Source organism: Colwellia piezophila ATCC BAA-637 (genome assembly GCF_000378625.1).
GTDB classification, from domain to species: Bacteria; Pseudomonadota; Gammaproteobacteria; order Enterobacterales; family Alteromonadaceae; genus Colwellia; species Colwellia piezophila.
This window is the reverse complement of sequence record NZ_KB905170.1, coordinates 68023-89565: the sequence shown is the minus strand read 5'-3', so window position 1 is coordinate 89565 and position 21543 is coordinate 68023. Positions and strand designations below refer to the sequence as shown.

The 21543-nt window shown below is 33.2% G+C and carries 9 protein-coding genes; all 9 read left to right on the top strand.

Annotated elements, in window-relative coordinates:
* Window positions 1-116 precede the first annotated feature (116 nt).
* A complete protein-coding gene (locus F580_RS24905) occupies window positions 117-908 on the top strand; it encodes a GIY-YIG nuclease family protein (RefSeq protein ID WP_019029055.1) in 792 nt (263 codons plus the stop codon).
* A gap of 677 nt (window positions 909-1585) precedes the next feature.
* Window positions 1586-2770 carry a hypothetical protein gene (locus tag F580_RS0117515; RefSeq protein ID WP_019029054.1) on the top strand — a complete coding sequence of 395 codons (1185 nt, stop codon included), beginning with the start codon at window positions 1586-1588 and terminating at the stop codon, window positions 2768-2770.
* Between the two features lie 157 nt (window positions 2771-2927).
* Complete coding sequence (locus tag F580_RS24900) at window positions 2928-3848, top strand: hypothetical protein (protein ID WP_019029053.1); 921 nt, start codon at window positions 2928-2930, stop codon at window positions 3846-3848.
* Between the two features lie 539 nt (window positions 3849-4387).
* A complete protein-coding gene (locus tag F580_RS0117505) occupies window positions 4388-5074 on the top strand; it encodes an RNA polymerase sigma factor (protein ID WP_019029052.1) in 687 nt (228 codons plus the stop codon).
* A complete protein-coding gene (locus F580_RS0117500) occupies window positions 5071-5658 on the top strand; it encodes a hypothetical protein (RefSeq protein WP_019029051.1) in 588 nt (195 codons plus the stop codon). The genes F580_RS0117505 and F580_RS0117500 overlap by 4 nt, the downstream gene beginning before the upstream one ends.
* A 715-nt stretch (window positions 5659-6373) precedes the next feature.
* Window positions 6374-7285 (top strand): hypothetical protein, encoded by a 912-nt coding sequence (locus F580_RS0117495; RefSeq protein WP_019029050.1) that lies wholly within the window; start codon window positions 6374-6376, stop codon window positions 7283-7285.
* 267 nt (window positions 7286-7552) lie between these two features.
* A complete protein-coding gene (locus F580_RS0117485; RefSeq protein ID WP_019029048.1) occupies window positions 7553-10465 on the top strand; it encodes a UvrD-helicase domain-containing protein in 2913 nt (970 codons plus the stop codon).
* Between the two features lie 504 nt (window positions 10466-10969).
* Window positions 10970-15580, top strand: coding sequence for an nSTAND1 domain-containing NTPase (locus tag F580_RS25665; RefSeq protein ID WP_019029047.1), 4611 nt, complete (start codon window positions 10970-10972; stop codon window positions 15578-15580).
* A 505-nt stretch (window positions 15581-16085) separates the two neighbouring features.
* On the top strand, window positions 16086-21389 hold the full coding sequence (locus F580_RS0117475; protein WP_019029046.1) for a protein NO VEIN domain-containing protein: 5304 nt from the start codon (window positions 16086-16088) through the stop codon (window positions 21387-21389).
* Window positions 21390-21543 lie beyond the last annotated feature (154 nt).

Genomic DNA, 21543 nt, shown 5'->3' with positions numbered 1-21543 from the left:
GTGTGTATAAAAAAGTTTGGCTAAGGTTTCTTTTGTGCCGCTTACGGTTATTCAATCAAAGTTGTCAAAAAATATATTATACTTTGAACAAGTTACACAAAAACAAAGAGCCTGTTATGCCTGTAAATAAAAAAAGTGATAGTAACGAATATTCCCCTAGCGAAGTAAAAGAAATGCTTGCTCAGAGATGGGGCGAAGAAACATTTTCGGATTACCAATACAAAACCACGAACAAAAAAAAACTGATCATATTAAACGATTTAATTCAGGGTTGTTTCGAAGTCATAACAATGAACCCCGAAGATTTTGAACATCATTGCTACAACTTTTTTAATTTGCAGTACCCTGTACATCATGTATTAATAAGATTAGTCGAGAGAAGTTCAACCGATTGGTTTTTTGATGAAGACAAAGAAAACTATGGAAGTATGTATCGCTTGACTGACGAAATCCAAGACGAATTCGATAGATACCTTAATGAGTTTTTACCCCTAAGATCATACAAACCTGGCTGTAAAGTTATTATTTCGCTCTTATTTGAAAGTTTCATAACACAAAAATTAAAAGCTATCGAAGACGAACCGAATAAGAAAAAATATAAATTTCGCTACATATATAAAATTACCTTCACTTTTAAGGGGCATAAATATTCGTATGTGGGTCAGCATAAAACCGATGACCTTGATGATGGATATAAAGGTTCAGGTAGTATGCTAAAAACCTTCAAAAAAATCGCCCATAAAGATCCAGACTGCGTATTTGAATTTACTCGCATCACATCTTGCTTGCCAGAAGATGACCTTGATATCTATGAGAAACGCTCAATAATGGCGGCAGTAGATGAGCCAGGTGTGATTTGTATTAATGATAAATATAATAGAACGCTTAGACTAGAATTGGTTCCATAACTTATAGTTAAATGGGCTGTTCGACTATTTAAAGCAATCAAAAATAACACAACTTTTACTTCGCTTACTATACTCAGGAACAAGGTCTGCTTTAAAGAAATGTAATGATTACATTAACACTACTAAAACGACTGCAACTCGCTCAAAGTTAACATCAATTGATGGAAGGTCAACGGCAGCAATGAGCTTAAACTTGCCCCACAAATGAGCAAGAAACATCAGTTAGTATTGCCCAAATATGATCGTGCTTTCACAAAAGCTCAATGACCGCTTATGGCTATCAGTTGACCTAAAGAACAACCAGCAGATAACGTCAACAAACCTTCACAAAGTGATCCTAAATATTGCAGACTGAGTCTCATATATCCTTTATATAGTGATTTAGGATCATTTTTGAAATTACCTGTAAGTGTAATGGTCAACTACTTGTTTGTTCTTTTTAATAATATACTTTCATAGCCTGTCTTTATATGCAGGCACGATAGTATGATCCAGTTGTTGTACATATATATTTAGAAAACTTCGCCCCCCTTGTAAATGTCTCAAAAGTGCTCATTGTTCTTGCCCCAAAATATGGAGTAAACAGCTATTTTGGTTTTTAACGTAGATAGTAGTTATTAAATAATAGTGCTCATAAGTTAAAGATACCTACTATCAAATTATGCTAGGATTTATACATGTCTAAACGAGTCACAACTAAAGATTTTATAAATAAAGCCCGTGAAAAACACGGTAATAAGTACGACTATTCAAAAGTTAAATATTTGGCAGCGATAAAAAAGGTCACGATAATTTGTCCTGAACATGGTGAGTTTGAACAAACCCCCGCCAATCATGCTAGCACTGGACATGGGTGCCATGAATGTGGTGGTAATAAGCCTCTATCAATTGGGAAGTTTATTGAACGTGCTAAGAATTTTCATCACTGTCAATATGACTACTCTAGAGTAAAGTTCAAAAATGTTGAGTCTAAAGTTGAAATCATTTGCCCCGAACACGGCTCATTTTTACAAAGAGTTATGTCACATTTAAGAGGGTTTGGGTGTGACGAATGTGGCCGTGAAGAAGTTGCTCAGAAGTTAAGTTTCACTCAAGAAGAGTTTTTAAGTAAAGCTAAAGAAGCTCATGGTGGAGTATACGATTATTCATTGGCCAACTATCAAAATGCACAAAGTAACATCAAAATTATCTGTTCAACTCATGGTGTGTTTGAACAGAACCCATATAATCATATTCTAGGATTTGGCTGCTCAAAATGCAGCGATATAGTTGCGGGTGTAAAAAGAAGAAAATCTCTTGAAGAATTCAAAACACAAGCCGTAGCCATTCATGGTGACAGCTATGATTATTCAAAAGTAAATTATGAAACTAGCTCTGTGAAAGTAGAAATTGTCTGTAAGAAGCATGGTCACTTCCTACAGTCTCCTAGTAATCACATTGGAACTAATCAAGCAGGTTGTCCTGGTTGTGCTATATCTGGCTTTGATCAAACCAAGTCTGGCATACTTTATTATATCGCTGTAAATAAAGATGACGGTGGAATTTTATACAAAATAGGTATAACTAATCTCACTATTCACCGTAGATTTTCATCAAAAGATCTTGCTCGAATAAGAGTCATCAAAGAATGGGAATTTAAGGTAGGGTTAGAAGCTAAAAAGCATGAAACTGAAATACTACAGCAGTTTTTACATGAAAAATATTATGGACCAAATGTGCTGATAGGTGCTGGCAACACAGAGTTGTTTACTAGGGATATTTTAGAGCTTGATTGTACAGCCTCAGGAAGTCCTGTTGACGTAATAGACGTTAATGCAAACTTACTACACAGACCAACTCAACTCACATTAGGTATAGAGTAGCAAAATGGATACCGAGGCACTCAAGAACTGCCTCTTTGAGTTAAAGCCTCTATCACCGCTTGGTGCTTGAGTTCAAAAGCTGAAACTGCTTAACCGATTTTTGAGTATGATACTTTATTACTCTCCCACACTAAAATTTGAAATGAAGAAGTAGATAATGGGAAAAGCATTTACGAAAGAGGAGTTTATTCTTAGAGCCAAAAAAGTGCATGGCGATAGGTTCGATTATTCTTTAGTGAAGTACAAAAATGCACTTACAAATGTATTTATTATTTGCTCAGTACACGGTCGATTTAAACAATTACCATCAAATCACTTAAAGGGTCACAGTTGCAATGCTTGCAGCAGCCAATCGACAGCAAAAAAATTAAGCTCCAACACTCCAGATTTCATAAAAAAAGCTAAAGCTATACATAAAAAAAGATATGACTACTCAAAGGTTGATTATGTTAATTGCGATACACCTGTAACCATAATATGCAGTGTACATAAAGAGTTCTTCCAAACACCCGATGCTCACTTAGCTGGTAAAGGCTGTAATGATTGCGGCAATGAATTAACAGCAAAAATGAAAACATGCACTACGTTAATTTTTATAGAGAAAGCTAAACGAATACACGGTGAAACCTATGATTATTCGTTAGTTAATTACATTAACAACATCACAAAGATAAAAATAATTTGCCATATACATGAAGGCTTTCTCCAAACGCCTGACGGTCACTTAGCTGCTAAAGGCTGTCCATCTTGTGCTAAAAGCGGCTTTAACCCAATTATACCCGCAACACTTTATTACTTACGTGTTGAGACTAGAAATCAGCTTTGCTACAAAATAGGCATAACGAACTTAACAGTCAAAGAACGCTTTAGAAAAGATAAAAGTAAAATTACCGTATTATCTGAAAAATTTCACCCGTTTGGTATTGATGCACAAGACGAAGAAAAGCGAATAATGCGAGAACATAAAGCTTTTAAATATACAGGGGAATTAATATTGAGGGATGGTAACAGTGAGTTATTTAGTAAGGATGTTTTGCTTTTAGACAACGGCTATCCACACGATAAACGACATCCTTAATTAATTAAACAGCAAACAGTTTTCACAAGCTCCCAGCTACGGCAAGATAACAGCATAACTTTATGTTGTAGTAGCATCGCTAGTTTGGCCACCTAATTTAGAGGCGCTATCATGCCCCTCATCAAACTTTAAGTGATACTTTAACAAAAAGAAAAAGACCCAATTGAAGTCTTGATGCACCATATGAAAATTATAAAAGCATAATATGTCGAAATTTTATTTTAAATTAAATGTTAATTTTCACATCAGTAGCTAGTTTCTCTATATGAACACGAAAACTTAGGTAATTGAACGAATAGGAAAAGCTTGTCCATAACCTAGTTTGGTTCAAGACGTTTGGTTAGGTGAAGTTAGTAAAGCATCGTTACAAGGCTATAGGCTTCAAAAGTACTGGCGAAGTTATCTGGCTAAGAGGGCAGGATATAAAAACTAAACCTCTAAGTTAAGAATGGTATAACTCATTCCATTTGAATGAACTCTTTAATGCCATATACTGATATTTCATCTGTATTATTTAAATGAATAAGGATAGTAATTTCATGAGAGCAAACAATAAGGAGTTAGCTGAGTACTTGTTGTTAATCAAAAAAATAACGGCATGGAAAATAAAGTCTCCAGACCACAAAGGTTTTGTTGATGATGTTGTTCAAGAGGTCTTCCTTAAGTTATTTAAACAGAATTTTTTTGATGAAAATAAGTTTGAATCTGAAGATGATCGAAAAATGATAACTAGTTATATAAGGCGAACTGTCCATTCTTGTTATATGGATCAGTTGATAGTATTGGGCTTTATCCGAAGGTTACCCAAAGCAGAAAGGGAGCCTTTAAGTGGACCGTATATAGGCATTACGAACAATCCAATAGAAGATACTTGTGAAAGTGAGATAGCACTTTCACAAGTTGAAAACCCTGAACAATATATTTTTGTAAAAGAAGCATATCAATGGATAAAAAGTTGTTTTGATAAATTACTGCTTAATATATCTAATTTTGATACACGAAAATTTTTCGAGGCGGCTTTTTGGGATTTTAATGAATATGATTTGCCATTAAATAAATTAGCTATTCATGTCGGCTATAGTTCTACCAATCCAACGCAAGAATTAAATCGATTTATTGCTAATGTATCTGAGTGCACCCAACGTCATGGAGTTGTCGTAAATAATCCGCATGAGCAAATCCAGTTTTTACGAGAACTAATAGATAATTCAGAGGCAACATCATGAAAAATCAGAATATAACGAAACAGATTTTATTAATGCATGAAAGTGATGTTTTTAACGATATGGCTAATGAGGTAGATAAAGAATTAGCTGAAGGGATACCTAAATCATTGCAGGATGAACTTGATATACTTATTGCGAAAGCAGGCTCATCTGTTGAACAACCTACAGAAAATATCATTCCATTTAAGAGACAAAAGAAAGAAAACCTTTACGAATTTGCTGAAACGGTATTACTCGCAGCATCAGGAACTTCATTAGCTGATTGGTTCTCTCAACCGATTAACTTTGGTGGTGCAGGCTTTATATTAGATGTAAGACGTGTGATAGGCTCAGATAATGAAGTTGACTTATATCTTACTCCCAATACAGATAACAGCGCTCAAATGAAGAGTTCATTATCATCATATCTTGGTAAGTCATTAGATATTTCTATTCTAAATGACGGTGAAGATCTATTAACTGCCACTATATATGTTGATGAAGAAGGCACGGCTGCTGAAGGGAGTGGCTATTTGAGTAATAGTGAAAACATGAGAGGGGTCAAAGGTAAAATTAGCATAAATATTATTATGAAGGACAATTAAATTTATAAAACAAATCCCATAGACGGAAGTTAATTAATTAATTCTACACTAGGGAGTTCGAGTAGTAGTTAGGTTACGCTTTAGGTTGTTTTGAAGCGTGATTACGACTTAATTTTAAAAAGTAGTACGTTCTATAATCGTATATTTGCAACTAAAGAGGTATTAATGGTTTTATCTCTCTATTTAATTCACCAGTATTATAATGTTTGCCATTATATTCACCAGCTTTTCGACATACCCTATTTTATCTGTTGGCTTTATGTTTGATATACCCGAATAAAATAAAGCCAATTAACTGGCTTCATATAGCATTATCTTTTTAAAATAGCACTAATGATTCAGTTCAGGGCTTTATAGAAAAAGTATCGCACAAATACTATGTCACGACATAGAAAAAGCTCATACCACCAACATCGTAAAGTATATTTCCAAACTTCAGCTTCCTTACCTTTATAAATCAGCAGTTCAAAGCATCACTTAATCCCCTTTAGACAAAAATGACCGTGGATTATCAGCAGTTTTTACATCGGCACTTTTTAAAAGAAACCGTTTAACTTATGGGTCTAAACGCTGTTCATTAATATTTTCAAATTAATTTGTTAATTCTTGCCAATGTAGGTTGTTTACCTATGCAGAACATAAAGAAATTAACGAAGCATAAGTTTCAACTCAAATAGAGAATTTAAACTATTTAAAAATATTAAGGAAGTAAAGTATGTGTACAGATAAATGGTTATCTAAGTTTCAACGAAAAGTGGTTTCACAATTAAAAATAATGTTAATGCCCTATGACATTGATTTTTCATACAGCAAATCTAGCAAAAATCACCTGAAAGTTGTTGTTGAAGGTGTTGAGAAGCCTCTTTATACCAGTTCAACGCCTTCTGACTATCGTGCCCTTGAACAATTCAAAGCAGAAGTTAGAAAGCGAATTAAAAAGCTTACCGCGCCAAAAAGAGAAGAATTAAAACGTCAATCTCAGGCAATTAAAGACGAAAAATTACAACAATCTCATTTAGTAAAGTTGATAGAAACTCATATCAAAAAGTGTTCGGAATTACTTGTGCAAAGTGAAAAAAACAAACTCATTAGTCGCGGTTTAAGTGCTTTTGATGCAATTAGGACTGAATTAGCTTTAGACCAAATAGACAAAGTGTTATATGACTTAGATATTCAGCTTGACGCAAAAGCACTTAATTTGATGGTTAAAAAAGTAATGAAAATACTTAATAAGGAACTACCAACAAAGCTTCATTATACCGATAGCTTAATTCAAGACATTGATGATCCAAATTTAGAAACCTCTGATTTCGAGCCTGATGAAATTGCAATAGTAGACGAAGTGTTTAGTCCGGAAGAACTTAATATGACTACCGCAGATTTACCTGCTTTCAAAAGTGAATTGAGTGTTACAGGAGTAAAGCTTTGGCTAGTTAGCGCAGAGCTTAATAGAACCAATGAATTACGTACTCTAAACAAACACGAAGCATTAAAACTAATACAAGAGATTCAAGATGCACAAGAGCTAAACCATGACGCTGCTCTTAACCTTATTTTAGAAGATGTTATGGAAAAAGACGTTGATGTTTTATCGCTAATTGAACGTTTGAAGACATTAATTGAATGATTTGGAAATTAATTGTTAATTTTATAAAAGAAAGGTCGTTTCTATATATAAGCCTAAATACTTAGAAGAAAATATTAAGTAAACGGCTAAACCCAGTCATAAATCATCTTGGATTAACATGTTAGGATACAAGAAAATAGAATTAAAAAGCAGAGTCGGATCAGCTTTAAATTTGCCTCTTAATGGTAATGAATACTCTTTGAATTCAATTGAAATTTACAGCAGAATTCAAAAACTAATGAATACAAATATGAAGGGAATAAATTAATGAATAATAAAAATGAATGGTTATTACCTAGGCAAATTAAAAATGTAAGTGAGGCATCTTCTAAGTCTTGCAAGCATGCTGTAGTAAATGAACTTGAAAATATTGATATCTTAATATCAGAAGTAGAAAGAAAAGAATCTAGTACTATTTATCAAGACGATGTCACCCGAAAGTTAGCATTCAAAGAGTTAAGGCGACATGGTTTTGGGAAAACGGTTGTCATAAAAAGTGAAAAGTTGGGTGAAATATCTTATCGAGTATCATTGGTTAATTGTGATTATGCCTCCACTCGTATGGGCTATTCTACACCTAATTCGAGTTATGGAAAATTGTGTCGGTCAGCAAAAATTGGTTATGACGGACACAATGAACGGTTAGGTGATTTTGAAATTATTGAAATAAGAAATTCCCTCCGTTTTAGAGGTTTAGAAGCAGAAGATAATATTCGTAATTTCAAATTTATGAGACAAGAAAAATACCAGAATAATATTGATGAAAAAAAGGAGGTATTAACTGTTCAGAATTTAAGTAAAAGTCTTAAAAAGTGGTTTGACAAAAGAGTAGAAGTTGTAAGTGAAGCAGAAAATAGTTCCCCAATTATACCTGAGAGTATTAATCACTTTGGTGGTTTAGAGATTGAAATAGACGATTTTGAAACAACTATAGAGCTAGAAGATGAACCTGAAATTGATATTGCAGATATAATCCATAATGACCTTGAACAAGATGATTTGATTGGTCTCAGTAATTACTTTTATTTAAACCCTACTGAAACACAATTGGAAATAATGGATAGTAGTGTGCATACAGGTCCAATGTTGATAGAGGGGATTGCAGGGTCGGGGAAAACTTGCGTAGCTATAGGTAGAGCAAAAACACTCTGTGATTCAGCTAGTGGAGGAGAGCGATTAGAGGGTGACAACTCTGGACGATTTTTCGCTCAAGAATCAAGCGCAGGCTTTGTAAAGACTGGTGAGTTAATTCAATATTTAAAAGCAAGCTGTAATGAATTAGGTCTGTCGCATTTTCCCATCAAAGAATACAAAGAACTTCAACATGACCTGAATAAAAGATTGAATGTAGAGCAGAGACCGAAGGTTAATAAAGATGAAGAAGGTAACCTTCTATACCCTAAATACGAACTAGATAAAGTTAATTACGATTACCATTCAGAAACAACTATGTCTTGGTTATCTATTGTCGATAAGTCAATAGCCTCTCTTTTACGAGATAAAGTTAGTGATGCTCCATCAGCATTAGCTCTTCCAAATAACGTACAGTGGCCCAAATCTTTGCCTGAAGAGACCGGTCATGCTCTGTTAGCTGACTTTAAAGAAGATGTAATAAAAGGTTTGTCAGGCATATTGTCTTCATTAGACTCACCGTTATCTATTTCCTCGCCTTTTTATATTGATGGATATGCCGCTAAGATTAAAAAGTTTTTAGATGATATTAATAGAGCCTGGTTTACAGATAAAGGGACATGGGTAAAGCTAGCTGAAAATAAATGGAAAATGTTTTCAGATAATCAAAAGGCATTATCAGCGTTACAAAAAAGTGGGGTTATATTTGCATTTTTATCAGGAAGAACTGTTGCATCTGTCCTTATGAATTCTCATCAAGATTTAGAACGATTGATTGCAACTGGGTGTAATATATTTGATCAATCAGGGACGTTAGTTAATACAACTTCTTCAAATAAAATATGGCAGGATTTAACTGAAAATAAGTATTATTGTGATGTTTCTGGGCCTCAAGTTGAACTAAAGGTAGGTTCATTTGACGATGTGATTTTTTCTGCTGCGGCAGGCACTTTATTAATTATTAAAGATAATAAAATAACAAAGGCAATATTAGAAAACCCATTCAAGGCAAAACTACAACGCCTAAATACAGAGGATGTTTTAACTAATACCTCTTTACAAGCACTATTAAAAAATCGACTTAAAACTCTACTGTTGAGTAACCTAAAATATGCAGATTTATATACTAATGTTATTAAAAGCCTAAAAGATTCTAATAGCATTGCCAAATTAGTTGCCAATAGGGTTAGTAATCAAAAATTAGCTGAACATGATGTTGATATTTTATTGGCCATTGCTCAAATTATAAGTCGAGGAGCAAGTGAGTTAGGACAAGCCTACTCTCATTTAGAAGAGCAAGAAAATTACTTTAGAACGGTTTTTATTGATGAAGTACAAGATTTCTCCGAAATCCAAGTGTTTGTGATGGGCCGACAAGCTCACCCTGAGTATGATTCAATAACAATGGTTGGGGATTTATTTCAACAATTATATTCGGGTAGTGCTAGTGAGCCAGGGAATTGTTTTCCATACCAAAAATCTGTAGAAAAAGTTTTACTTGGGGAAAATAAACGACAAGAAAACCGTCAACAATTAGTCGCAGTTTCTTCTTTATTTCGCGCAACTATACAAAAAGATAAAAGGTTATTTGATGATTTAAGTAATATTGAATTATTAAGGGAAAAACATAAGTTAGATGGTGATGCAATTCTCTATGATCTTGAGTTTTCTAAATTAGATAAACATATTTTGGAAGTTATTAAATTACAGCCAAAAGGTAGAACTGTCGCAGTTATTTGTCCACAACACGACTTAGCGTGTGAATTAGAAGCACGTTTGAGAAGTTCATTAGCCTGTGACTTTAGAGAATCATATGTGGCTAAAAATATCGATTTATCGAAGAAATACAAAGTACATTTTTCATCCCCTGAACATATTAAAGGACTTGAGTTTGATACTTTGATTTTTGCTGGAGCAGAGCACGTAGATTGGACTAAAAAAGATCAGCTTAATAAGTTATATGTTTCTATTTCTAGGCCAAGGAAGCATCTGGCTATATTTGGTGATTTTATAAAAATCCCTGAGCAGTTTAAAGCATTGTTTTCTTAACTTAAATATTTAGTCTGTGTACACAACTGAAATTCATGCCTATGAACTACAAATGATATAAGCATAATTTTGATAATAACAATTCATCATCCAAACCCTCAACTTCTGGCTTAGATGATGAATCGGATGAAATTCCGTTCTGAAACAGCCTGGAATATAAGTGTTTATGGTTTATTGATCGAGTGCCAAAACTAAGCGATTAGGAAAAAGTTAGTCAATTTAAATTCTAAATTACATATGAACTGAATATTTTGCACCTCTTTATTTTTAACTTTGGTTGCAATGTGGTAACCAACATGTAATTAATTGTTGTTTAGTTAAGTGATAGCATTAACGCTTTATAGCGTTGATGCAAAAGCATTATAATTTCATATTGCTTTAGCAACAATTGCCTGTTCTAGGCTTAGTAGTCAAAGGTAGTGGGTAATTAATACTTCTTGTGCGCAGTCGGTTCAGGGAAGTGTTGATAATGATATACAAATTTAAGGTTAAAGTTTTAAGCTAATGATTTACATACTCACCAATACAACAACAGTTTTGCAAACTGAGGTTCGCCCACAAGAAAGTCAAATTGGTGACCCGTCAGTTAAAGCGCAGTTAAATTTAACGCTCAAACGAAAATTAACTCCCCAATCTTTTCAAGATCAGCAACGCTATTTAAATAGTAGTGCTATTGCCGCTTATGTTTCATTAAATAAATTGGACCAACGCCAGCGTTTTCGTGCTGGTATCAATTTAACAACACAAAATGATGATAGTTTCAATTTCAGCCAAGGAAGTTCTAGTAGTGGTTTAGGCTATGCACTCGCTCTTTTTGAAAGCTGGTGGCGAGTAGTATTAAAAAAACCAGGTAAGTTTGAGTTCCCAATTTTTGCAACAGGCGAGATATTAACATCGGGGCATGTACTACCAATAAGCCATATATGCGAGAAGATTGACTCTGTTTGTGCTTATGTAGAAAAAAACCAAGACCGATTTACCCAATTCTCTATATGTTATCCAATACAAAACGATGATGACATAACAAAAGAGCAACGTAAAAAAATTGCGGACTTAGGTGGGGTTTTATTAACAGTAACTCGGCTACAAAATTTAATTGGTGAACTATTAGATGACAGTTACGATGGAGACCCTCTTGGTCGTTGGGCACCTTTTAAAGGCTTAAGTAGTTTTGATTATGAAGACAGTGTTCGCTTTTTTGGCAGAAGCAAAGACGTTAATCGTTTGTATGAAGATTTAAAACAAAACCAAGGTTTGCTAATTGTCAGTGGTGCAAGTGGTACGGGAAAATCATCATTAATTAAAGCAGGGTTAATACCCAAACTAGAGCAAGTTAGTAATCAGTTTAGTTGGGCTTATACTACACCATCAAAAGTGCCAGAAAATATTGGGATAATCGGCTTTCTTTTAGAAGAGTTAAACAAAGCTTGGCAGTTAGAGCAAAAAGGGCTGTCGATAACAGAGTTAATATTAACCTTTGCTAGCTCACCAAGAAAAGCCATTGAGACAATCAGCACTATTGTTGACGATAAAACACCACCATGCTTAATCTACTTTGACCAGTTTGAAGAGGTATTCAGCCAACCAAACGAAAATATTGTTAGTACATTAAAAGCTTTAAACGACCTAGCAAACCAATTGAAGCCGCTAGATATAGTGTTGGCAATTCGTAATGAGTACCTAGGTCGTTTGTTAGATAATCAGGCGCTTAGTTCACCCGTTATATCTAATGTGGCATCACAGCTTGAACTAGATGATTGGCAAGCAATCATTCATGAACAATCAGCATTTTCTGGGATTACTTTCGAGCATGATAGCGAGGGTGGGGTATTAGATAAAGTCATCATAGATGAGGCATCTAAAACACCCTTTGCACTTCCTATGGTGGAGTTTCTATTAGAGCAGCTTTACCTCAAAGCTACGTTAGAAAATCCTAATGCAACGGAATTAAAGTACCAACATTATCAAGAGTTAGGTGGCCTTACCGGTGCCATTGCTTATAGGGCAACTCAAGTATTAAAAGATAATAAAGCCAACGAAAAATTAATTGCTCAGCTTTTTGATGCTTTCGTGGGTTTAAATGGCGAGTTTTTACCTTACGCGAAACACGTTGATCTAAATAAACTAGAAGTAGACTCCCCCCAATTATATAAACTGGCCCAACAATTTATTGACGCAAATTTAATCGTTAGTGCGAACAATACAAGTGCCGACACCATGATTAAATTGGTACATGATAGTTTGTTTAATAACTGGAACGAACTGAAGGAATGGGTTACAAAAAATAAGGATTATTTAGAGTGGCGCTACAGTGTCGATGGTCAATTTTTACGTTGGTGTTCGGAACAAAAAAATAATTACCTTATTAAAGATAACAGGTTACTCAAAGAAGGCTGGCGCTATTTTAAAAGTGGCATTATCAGTGATAACCATTTAGCAAAATACCTTAAGTTATCAAAGCAACATAAAACTAATACTCGACTTCGCATTTCCTTTATTTTCATTGTGTTGCCTATATTTCTTAGTTCTTTTTATTATTGGGATCTTAATCGAGTTAAGAGTTATTACTTCGCTAATATTGCTGAAAGGTGGAGTGTGCCATTTGGTCTATATGAGTTAAACGAAGAAGAAAAAAAACATCTAGGGAAATACTATCGACTTGATTATCAGCGGGGCGTGTTAAAAAAGCTGAGTTATCAAAATAGTATTGGAACATTGATAAAAAACAAGGAAAAGGACAATGCAGCCTTGTGGGAGTATAAATATGCTGCTGATGGTAATTTATTTTCAGTTGATATAAAAACCTCTTCCAGAAAACGAATTCGGTTAGATAATTATCGATTCGCTAAAAACCAATCACAAGTATTCATCGGTAAAAGTTACCTTCATATTAACCCTTTTGATATATGGAAAAATTTAAAAGAATTTAAAGTTGAGGTTGCTGGTATATCTCAATACAAATATTTTTATAATGAATCAGGGTTTATTACTAAAAAGTATTATTTGAATGCATATGGTAAGAGAATTTCAGATGATGACCATACAGGTTTTGGTGAAAAATTTACCTATACGCATTCAGGACAAATCTCAACTCAGTTATTTTTAGATCAGAACGGTCAACCAATTAAATCTTCTGTGTCTGGTACTGTAGAGTATAAACAAGACGAAAAAGGCTTTAATATTAAAAAAACTCATGTATTGGAGAATGCTAGTGATACTGAAGTTAGAGAATATGATATATGGGGTAATAACACAGAAATAATGCAGACTAATGAAGGTGGACAATTAACCGTAAGTTCCGATAAACCTGCTCGCATTGTTTTAGAATATGATAGCTCAGGTAATAAGATTGGGAAGCTTACATATAATAAAAAAGGCTATCCGACAGAAAATACTGACGGTTATGGCAGGGAGGTTTTTGAATACGACATACACGGCCGACCAAGCAAATTTGATGGATTTGAGCGAGATATTAAATTAAAAAATAATGTACTTGATGGTTGGAAAAATACTTATACCATGACGCTTTTATGGGGTGGGATGGGAAACATTATAGAACTTACCAACGAAGAATACGGCCCAACGTCAAAAGACAGTTATTATAAAGTAAAGTTTTTATATGATAAAAATGGAGATCTAATTCAACGTACAACTTTAGATAGATCAGGTGATTTTTTAAGCGTACATGGTAATTATTCATATGTTAAATATAAATATACTGATCTAGGAGATGATCTGCGAGCCATAATAGAGCAAGCGGCCTTTGACCCTTGTGACAAAGCAGCTCTTGACCCTTGTGACAAAGCAGCCCTTTATAATGATTATTATCACAGGTTGGTATTATCTTACGATGACGTAGATCTTATTAATAGCCGTTCATACTTTGGGGTAAATGGAGAACCAGTTGCAAATAAGGATGGTTTTTGGAAATCAATTTATGAATATGATGAAAACAACCGATTGAAATCAATAAGGCATTATTACCCCAATAAGTCGCTTAAAGTCGTATTGAATTATGATGTGGTTAGTGGCGATTTAGAAGATACATCAGAAGCCATTACTTGGTACACAAAAGCAGCTACACAAGGGGATGCTAAAGCCCAGTTTCATTTAGCTCATATATATGATGATGTAAATAGTGGCTTTAAAGATAGAGCAGCAGCTATGACTTGGTACAAAAAATCCGCTGTTCAAGGGAGTGCTAATGCCCAATTTAATTTAGCGCTTATATATCATGATGTTAATGGTGGTTTTAAAGATACATTAGAAGCCATTTATTGGTACAAAAAATCTGCTGAACAAGGGAATGCTGATGCCCAATATAATTTAGCGACTATATATAATGATGTTAATGGTGGTTTTAAAGATAAATCAAAAGCCATGACTTGGTACAAAAAATCCGCTGAACAAGGGGATGCTAAAGCCCAACATAATTTAGCGATTATATATAATGATGTAAATGGTGGTTTTAAAGATAAATCAAAAGCCATGACTTGGTACAAAAAATCCGCTGAACAAGGGGATGCTTATACCCAATTTCTTTTAGCGCGTATATATGATGATGTTAATGGTGGTTTTAAAGATACATTAGAAGCCATTTATTGGTACAAAAAATCCGCAGAACAAGGGAATGCTGATGCCCAATTTTTTTTAGCGCTGATATATGGTGATGTTAATGGTGATTTTAAAGATACATCAATAGCCATGACTTGGTACAAAAAATCCGCTGAACAAGGCTATTCTGATGCCCAGTTTAATTTAGCACTTATCTATGATGATGTTAATGGCGGTTTTAAAGATACATCAGCAGCCATGTATTGGTACAAAAAAGCCGCTGAACAAGGTGATTTTGGTGCCCAATTTCTTTTAGCTTATATATATGATGTTAATGAAGGTTTTAAAGATACATCAAAAGCCATCTATTGGTACAAAAATTCCGCTGAACAAGGGTATGTTGATGCTCAGTTTAATTTAGCGCTTATATATGATGATGTTAATGGTGGTTTTAAAGACACATCAAAAGCCATCCATTGGTACAAAAAAGCCGCAGAACAAGGGCATTCTGATGCCCAGTTTAATTTATCTCTCATATTAAAGAATCAGAATCAAAACTAAAAATTTATAATTTCATTCTAATACTCGCGAAAAATTTATATCCTCAATTATACTAAGCGTTGCATTTATAATAGTTTACAAAGTAACTTGGAGACAATGATTTTGATACTTCGCTAAATCAATTATCAAATCCACTGATGATTGATCATCTAATTTAACCTCGCGCTCCTATGTTAAATTAGTTAATTAAATTGTTTTTCAAAATAATTGAAATTAAATGTTAATTCCATCGCCTTATCTCCGTTTATTTAAATGAAGGCAGAAAACCTGCATTTAAATAAACATTCAGGAGATAGAATTATGAGCTACAAAAAAATACCAATCAATAGGTTCCCCGCACTTTAAACAGAACAGTTAACAGAACTATCACGGTTTTGAATATACATCAGAAGCAATATATTGAGACAAGTTAGCGACTAGAAAAATAATAGGCTATCCAATAAAGCGTATTGAAGTTAGTTAAGTGTTCAATTCCCTATTTAATAAGCAGTACTAGGAAGTAATAATGTCAGTACATGATTCCACATATAAAGAAAACCTCGTTACACGTATCACAGGTTTAATAAATAGTTATACGAAAGATACTATTTTAAAAGAATTTTTACAAAACGCAGATGACTCTGGTGCGACAGAGTTGATAGTTACTTATGATCAGAGGAATCATTTATCACTCAATGGTACTGAATTTGAAGAGGGAATGGGGTGTGCATTAGTTATTCAAAATAACTCTTTGTTTCAAGAAAAAGATTTTGACAGCATTAAAGAGCTTAGTGCGCAAGGTAAATCAGGAGAATCAGACAAAACAGGCCGTTTTGGTCAAGGCTTTAGTTCTTCATTTAGTATATCAGATCACCCAAGTTTTATATCAAACGGGAGAGCATATTGGTTTGATATACAACATACAGCAGTAAGTAAAAATATACCTCAAAGTATTCGTGGATGGGGAGAAGAAGAATATTCCTCAATCAAAAATTGGGTCAATACTTTTAAATCCCCTAATTGTAATAATTTAGCTCCTACCACTTTTCGATTGCCTGTCAGGAATGAAGTAACTTCAAAACAAAGTAAAATTAGTACTGAAATATTTACAATCGACGATTTTTACATTTTGTGTGATGAATGGAAGAAAAATCCGGATAACCTTTTGTTTTTAAGAAGTATTCACAGGCTTGTTTTAAAGGAAATCTCAGAAAACGGGGATGTTATAGTTCATGTTGAAATAACGACAAGTAATTCCAAAGAAGTCGAAAATATAAATAAAGAAATAAAGAAAGAGTTTAAAAACTCTCCAATTGACACGTGCAACTATTGGCTATCTAGCAAACATCACCTCCCTTTTTATACTTACTATCAGGAGCTTAGTGTTTCATCTTTTAACAAGGTAACAGACAAAATAACAAAAACAAAAGAGAAGTGGGCTGTAGCCAATGGTCTATTTAGAGGTAATGAAAATAATTTAATACATCAAGCGATTAAAGCATTGAATATAACGCCTATCCCAAGAAAGGTTTTACCTTGGGTAGGAGTTGCAATAAAAATAGGAGGAGATGGTAAACCCTGCACTATTAAAGGTAAAACATTCACATTTTTGCACTTACCTATAGATAGTGGACATCCAGTACATATACATGGTTGGTTCGACTTAAATGACACGCGGACAGAGTTGACATTTAAAGGCTCAGGGAATGATAAAGAAATATTAATAGGATGGAATCAGTTACTTTTAAAAGAAGGTGTTGGAAAAGCATGGGTAAACTTATTAAGCTTTATTAAGAATAAAAATTATATTAAAGAATATTATAAACTTTGGTTAAACCCACAAAACAACATGTTTGATAATAGCTTAAAATCAGGTTTTTATAGACATGCGTCTATTAATGATTGCTTTTACAGTTTAACTAAAGATACCGAAGGTTGGATGTCTTCGTACAAAGGAGCACTCCATATACATGAAGATCCTAATGATTTATTACTTAATCCTCTACGTGAGCATTTTAATATAGTTTCACCTACTCCTCCTAGATTTGTTATTAATAACATCAATAGGATAGACCTAGGGTTAACTAGCATAACACCCAAGTACATAAGAGGTTATATTTCTAAGGAAACAGATGGTGTTGAATTTCCTATTTTATTCGGTAAATCAAGCATCGAGATGCTTAATAATCGAACTTGGTTTAAAGAAATACTTAATTATTGTTCAGAAGATGGTAGTGATTATTCATTATTAGATGGATTACCATTTGAGCTTCGTTTAAATAATTTCCTTTACCGAATAGATATGGAAATTATTTTAGATCAGGAGCCTGATCTAGATCTTTTCCAGAATCATACTGAATTATTCTTAGCTAAAGATGTTATAGATGTCATCAAAGATGATGCTGAATTACCTTGTTCTTGGGAATATCCTAGCTTACAAACTTCATTGAAATCAATAGAAAATAATTTCAATATGTTTAAGTTAGATAAATTATGGATAAAAAATATTGTTTCATTTATCACTAATCATAGTCCGGTCGAGATCAACCGCTCGATAGATAGTATTAGAAAATTAAAAATATTTAATACAAATAGAGATGAATTAATTAATTTAACTCAAAGGGATAAACCATTAATTATTGACGATAGAGATATCGAAAATATTGAATGCTTTGAAGCAACGGATATAGAACTAATTCATCCAGAATACTTAAATGTTTATGCACCTTTGGTTAATCACAATGTATTAGATAGAATAAATCCAGAGAATTTAGTCAAACACCTGATAACTTTAAAGGATTATTCATTTTTTAAAAACAAACGTGTGAAAAATTTTCTTACAAATTTTATTGTGAGTGATATTGAATGGTTTGAAACTCTTGATAGCAAAGAAAAAGAACTATTTAAACTTATTCCGTTTATTCAGACAGAAAATGATAATTCTTATTGCTTAAATGATGAGGCTAATTTATTTCTTCCTAGTAACTTTGAACCACCAAAGCATATTCACTCATTAAATGGTGAATATGAATTAATTCGGATAGTTGACACTAACCATAAAGAGTTATTAAAACGGTTTGGGAAAGAAGAGCAATCCATTTTAAACTACATAGATGATGTAATAATTCCTTTTATAAAGAACACTTCTGATGTAGCCGATAGAGATAGGGTATTAATATGGTTAGCATCAGAATGGGATCATTATACGAACAACCTCAATGAAGAAAAGTTGGCTGAATTAACTAAAACGTTAACAGTTTCTAAAATAATACCAAATTTGGAAAATACATCACTAAATACAGCTCAAGAGTATTACTTACCAAGCCATTTTGAGTATTTACCTACTTTCCTTCAAAACAAACTATTTCTGCCAATGTTTTTTGAGGAGCACCAGGAAAAATGGAATTTTTTTCTTAAACAAATAGGATGCTCACAATCAATATTACCGAGTCATATTATTTATGTGGCAAATGAAATTATAATTAATAACAATCAGTTAGTGTCGATAAAGTTGTTGCGTTATATTTCTGATAATTATGAGAACTTTGAAAGGGTAAAATATGAAGGGAAAGCTCTGATAAAGATATTGAGCAATAAACCGTGGTTTCCTGTTGCTGAACCAAAGATATTACTTAAACCCCAAAAGGAGTATACAAAATTAGATTATTCTAGAAATTTAATATTAGGCAAGGATATAAAAGTTGCTGGAGGTAAGTTTTATGCTTTACATTTTGGGGTTGATCTTAGTTCTTCTTCGTTAGATACGGAACATAAAACAGATGAAAAAACTAAAGCTAAGGCATTAGGTTTATGTACTAGTGTGCCGATCAAAAGTGTATTTGAAAGCTTTGAAATTTTAACATCAATTGTTCCTATATCAATAACTGATGAGGGCGAAATTAAAAAATCTGCCAAGGCGTTTTACAGTTATATTGGTCGTTTGAAAATAGAAAACATACCTAGAAGTATAAAGAATAAATGCATTAGAATTAGAGAGAAATGGTTACCATCAAATATAGTTTTTAAGTCATTATTTTCAATTTCGAATACTTACTGTTGGAATGATATTTTAAATGGTGAGCAAAATGAAAATTTGCAATCAGGGTTAGAAAAACTTGGGGTTTTAAATAAACCTAAATCATCTTTTTTTATTGAAAGACTAAATAGTCTCCCTATGGGAAAAGAGTTAAATAAAACCCAATTAAGAGATGCAAAGGAGCTACAAAAATGTCTAGTTAGTATTGTTGACAGGCTTGCTGAAGGAACCACATTTCCACTACTCTCAAAACAGGGTGTTTTGTATAATGCGAATGTTTTATATATAGATGATTTTCCAGCATATCATAATGCAGATGACAAAAATGACAAGATTAATTTATGTAAAAAAGGGTACCCAAATTTAGAAAAATTTTTAGGAGTAAAATCATTAGCTGAAACTGCAAAGGGTGAGATAGATCAGAATAAGACAACCTTTACTGATTGCATATCACCGAAAGCCAAATCTATAAAATCTTTACTGAAGAGTAATCACTTTAAGGTCGCAATTTTAAGACTGAATTATCATGAAAACAAGATAAGTGAAAGTGAACTAGATAAGACAGATATTAATCGAATTATTCCTTCTGATATATATTTCTCAAACAAAATTGTTGTTGATTATTATGTTAGGTCGAGTTGGCTTTATACAGATAATGAAGCAACTACATTCGAGAACCATGAAACTGACATTCTTTATATTTTAAATCAGGATGATCTTGATGATATGTGTGAAATTATTGCTGCATATATACAAAAAAAGACAAATTTATCTAGAGAAAGCTTTTCTTCAATTGAAAAAATATTAAGGAAAAATACTGAAGGAATAAATATAGCAAAACTTTTAGATAGTCGGAAAGTTAAAGAGTTACCTGAAAAAATCTATGTTGATATAGAAGATGATGTTTTTGATTATGAAGATAATTTTGAAGGAAATATTGATGATTATTCACTTATAAATGAAACCGATTTCTCTAATACAAGTAACAGTGACGGTTCCGAACAGAGTAATCTAACTCCTCCTGAACTTCCACATGAAACTGCTGAAAAATCAGTCTCAACTAATAGTAGCCAAAATTCCACTTCTGAAGTGGAAGTGGTTGGCCGAAACACGATTGAAGGCGGAACTAATAATGATTTAAGAAAAGTTTATGGTAATAAGCCTTCCTTTGAAAAAAATGAACAAGTAGATAGAGTTGTTAACAGTTTTTCAGGTACATCTAAAGGAAATACTTTAAGTCTTCACAAGAAAAATGAAGGAGAGGGGGATTCAGATTCAAATCGTACTGTAAGCAATAAACCCAACCGATCAAATAAAAGTAGGAAAAGTAAAAGTGCAGCTAATATTGTTAGTGATAATAGCAAGTTGCCAGTTACTGTTTTTAATAACCGCTATGATGACGAACATAGTGAAAATCTTTCTTTAAAGATAGGTGATAAAGGAGAGGATTTCTTTAAAAAACACTATAAAGCCTACATTCTTAAATCAGGTAATAATATATTGAAAATGGGGGGAAATAACGAGGGTTACGATTTCCAAGAAATAGATAAAAATGGAAGAGTTGTTAGATATATTGAGGTAAAGACACTAACAGGGTCTTGGAGAGATAGAGGGGTTTCTGTAACACTTCCACAAGTGAAGTTTGCCTTAGAAAATGATAACTGGTGGTTAGTTGTTATAGAGAACATTAATCAGCATCCGGTAAATGTTTATCAGCTAAAGAATCCAGTTTTAGAGATGAAGAGGTTTATGTTCGATAGTTCATGGAAGAAAATAGCTCGTGATATATCTTAAATATATATTTTACAAACTGAATTATTCGTAAAGTTTAATTAGTACATAATAACACCTCTAGTTAGGTGGCCAAATTAACTCTGCCACTTCAACTCCATCGATGATTGATCAACTAATTTAACCTTACACTTACACTCCGAAGGTTAAATTAGTT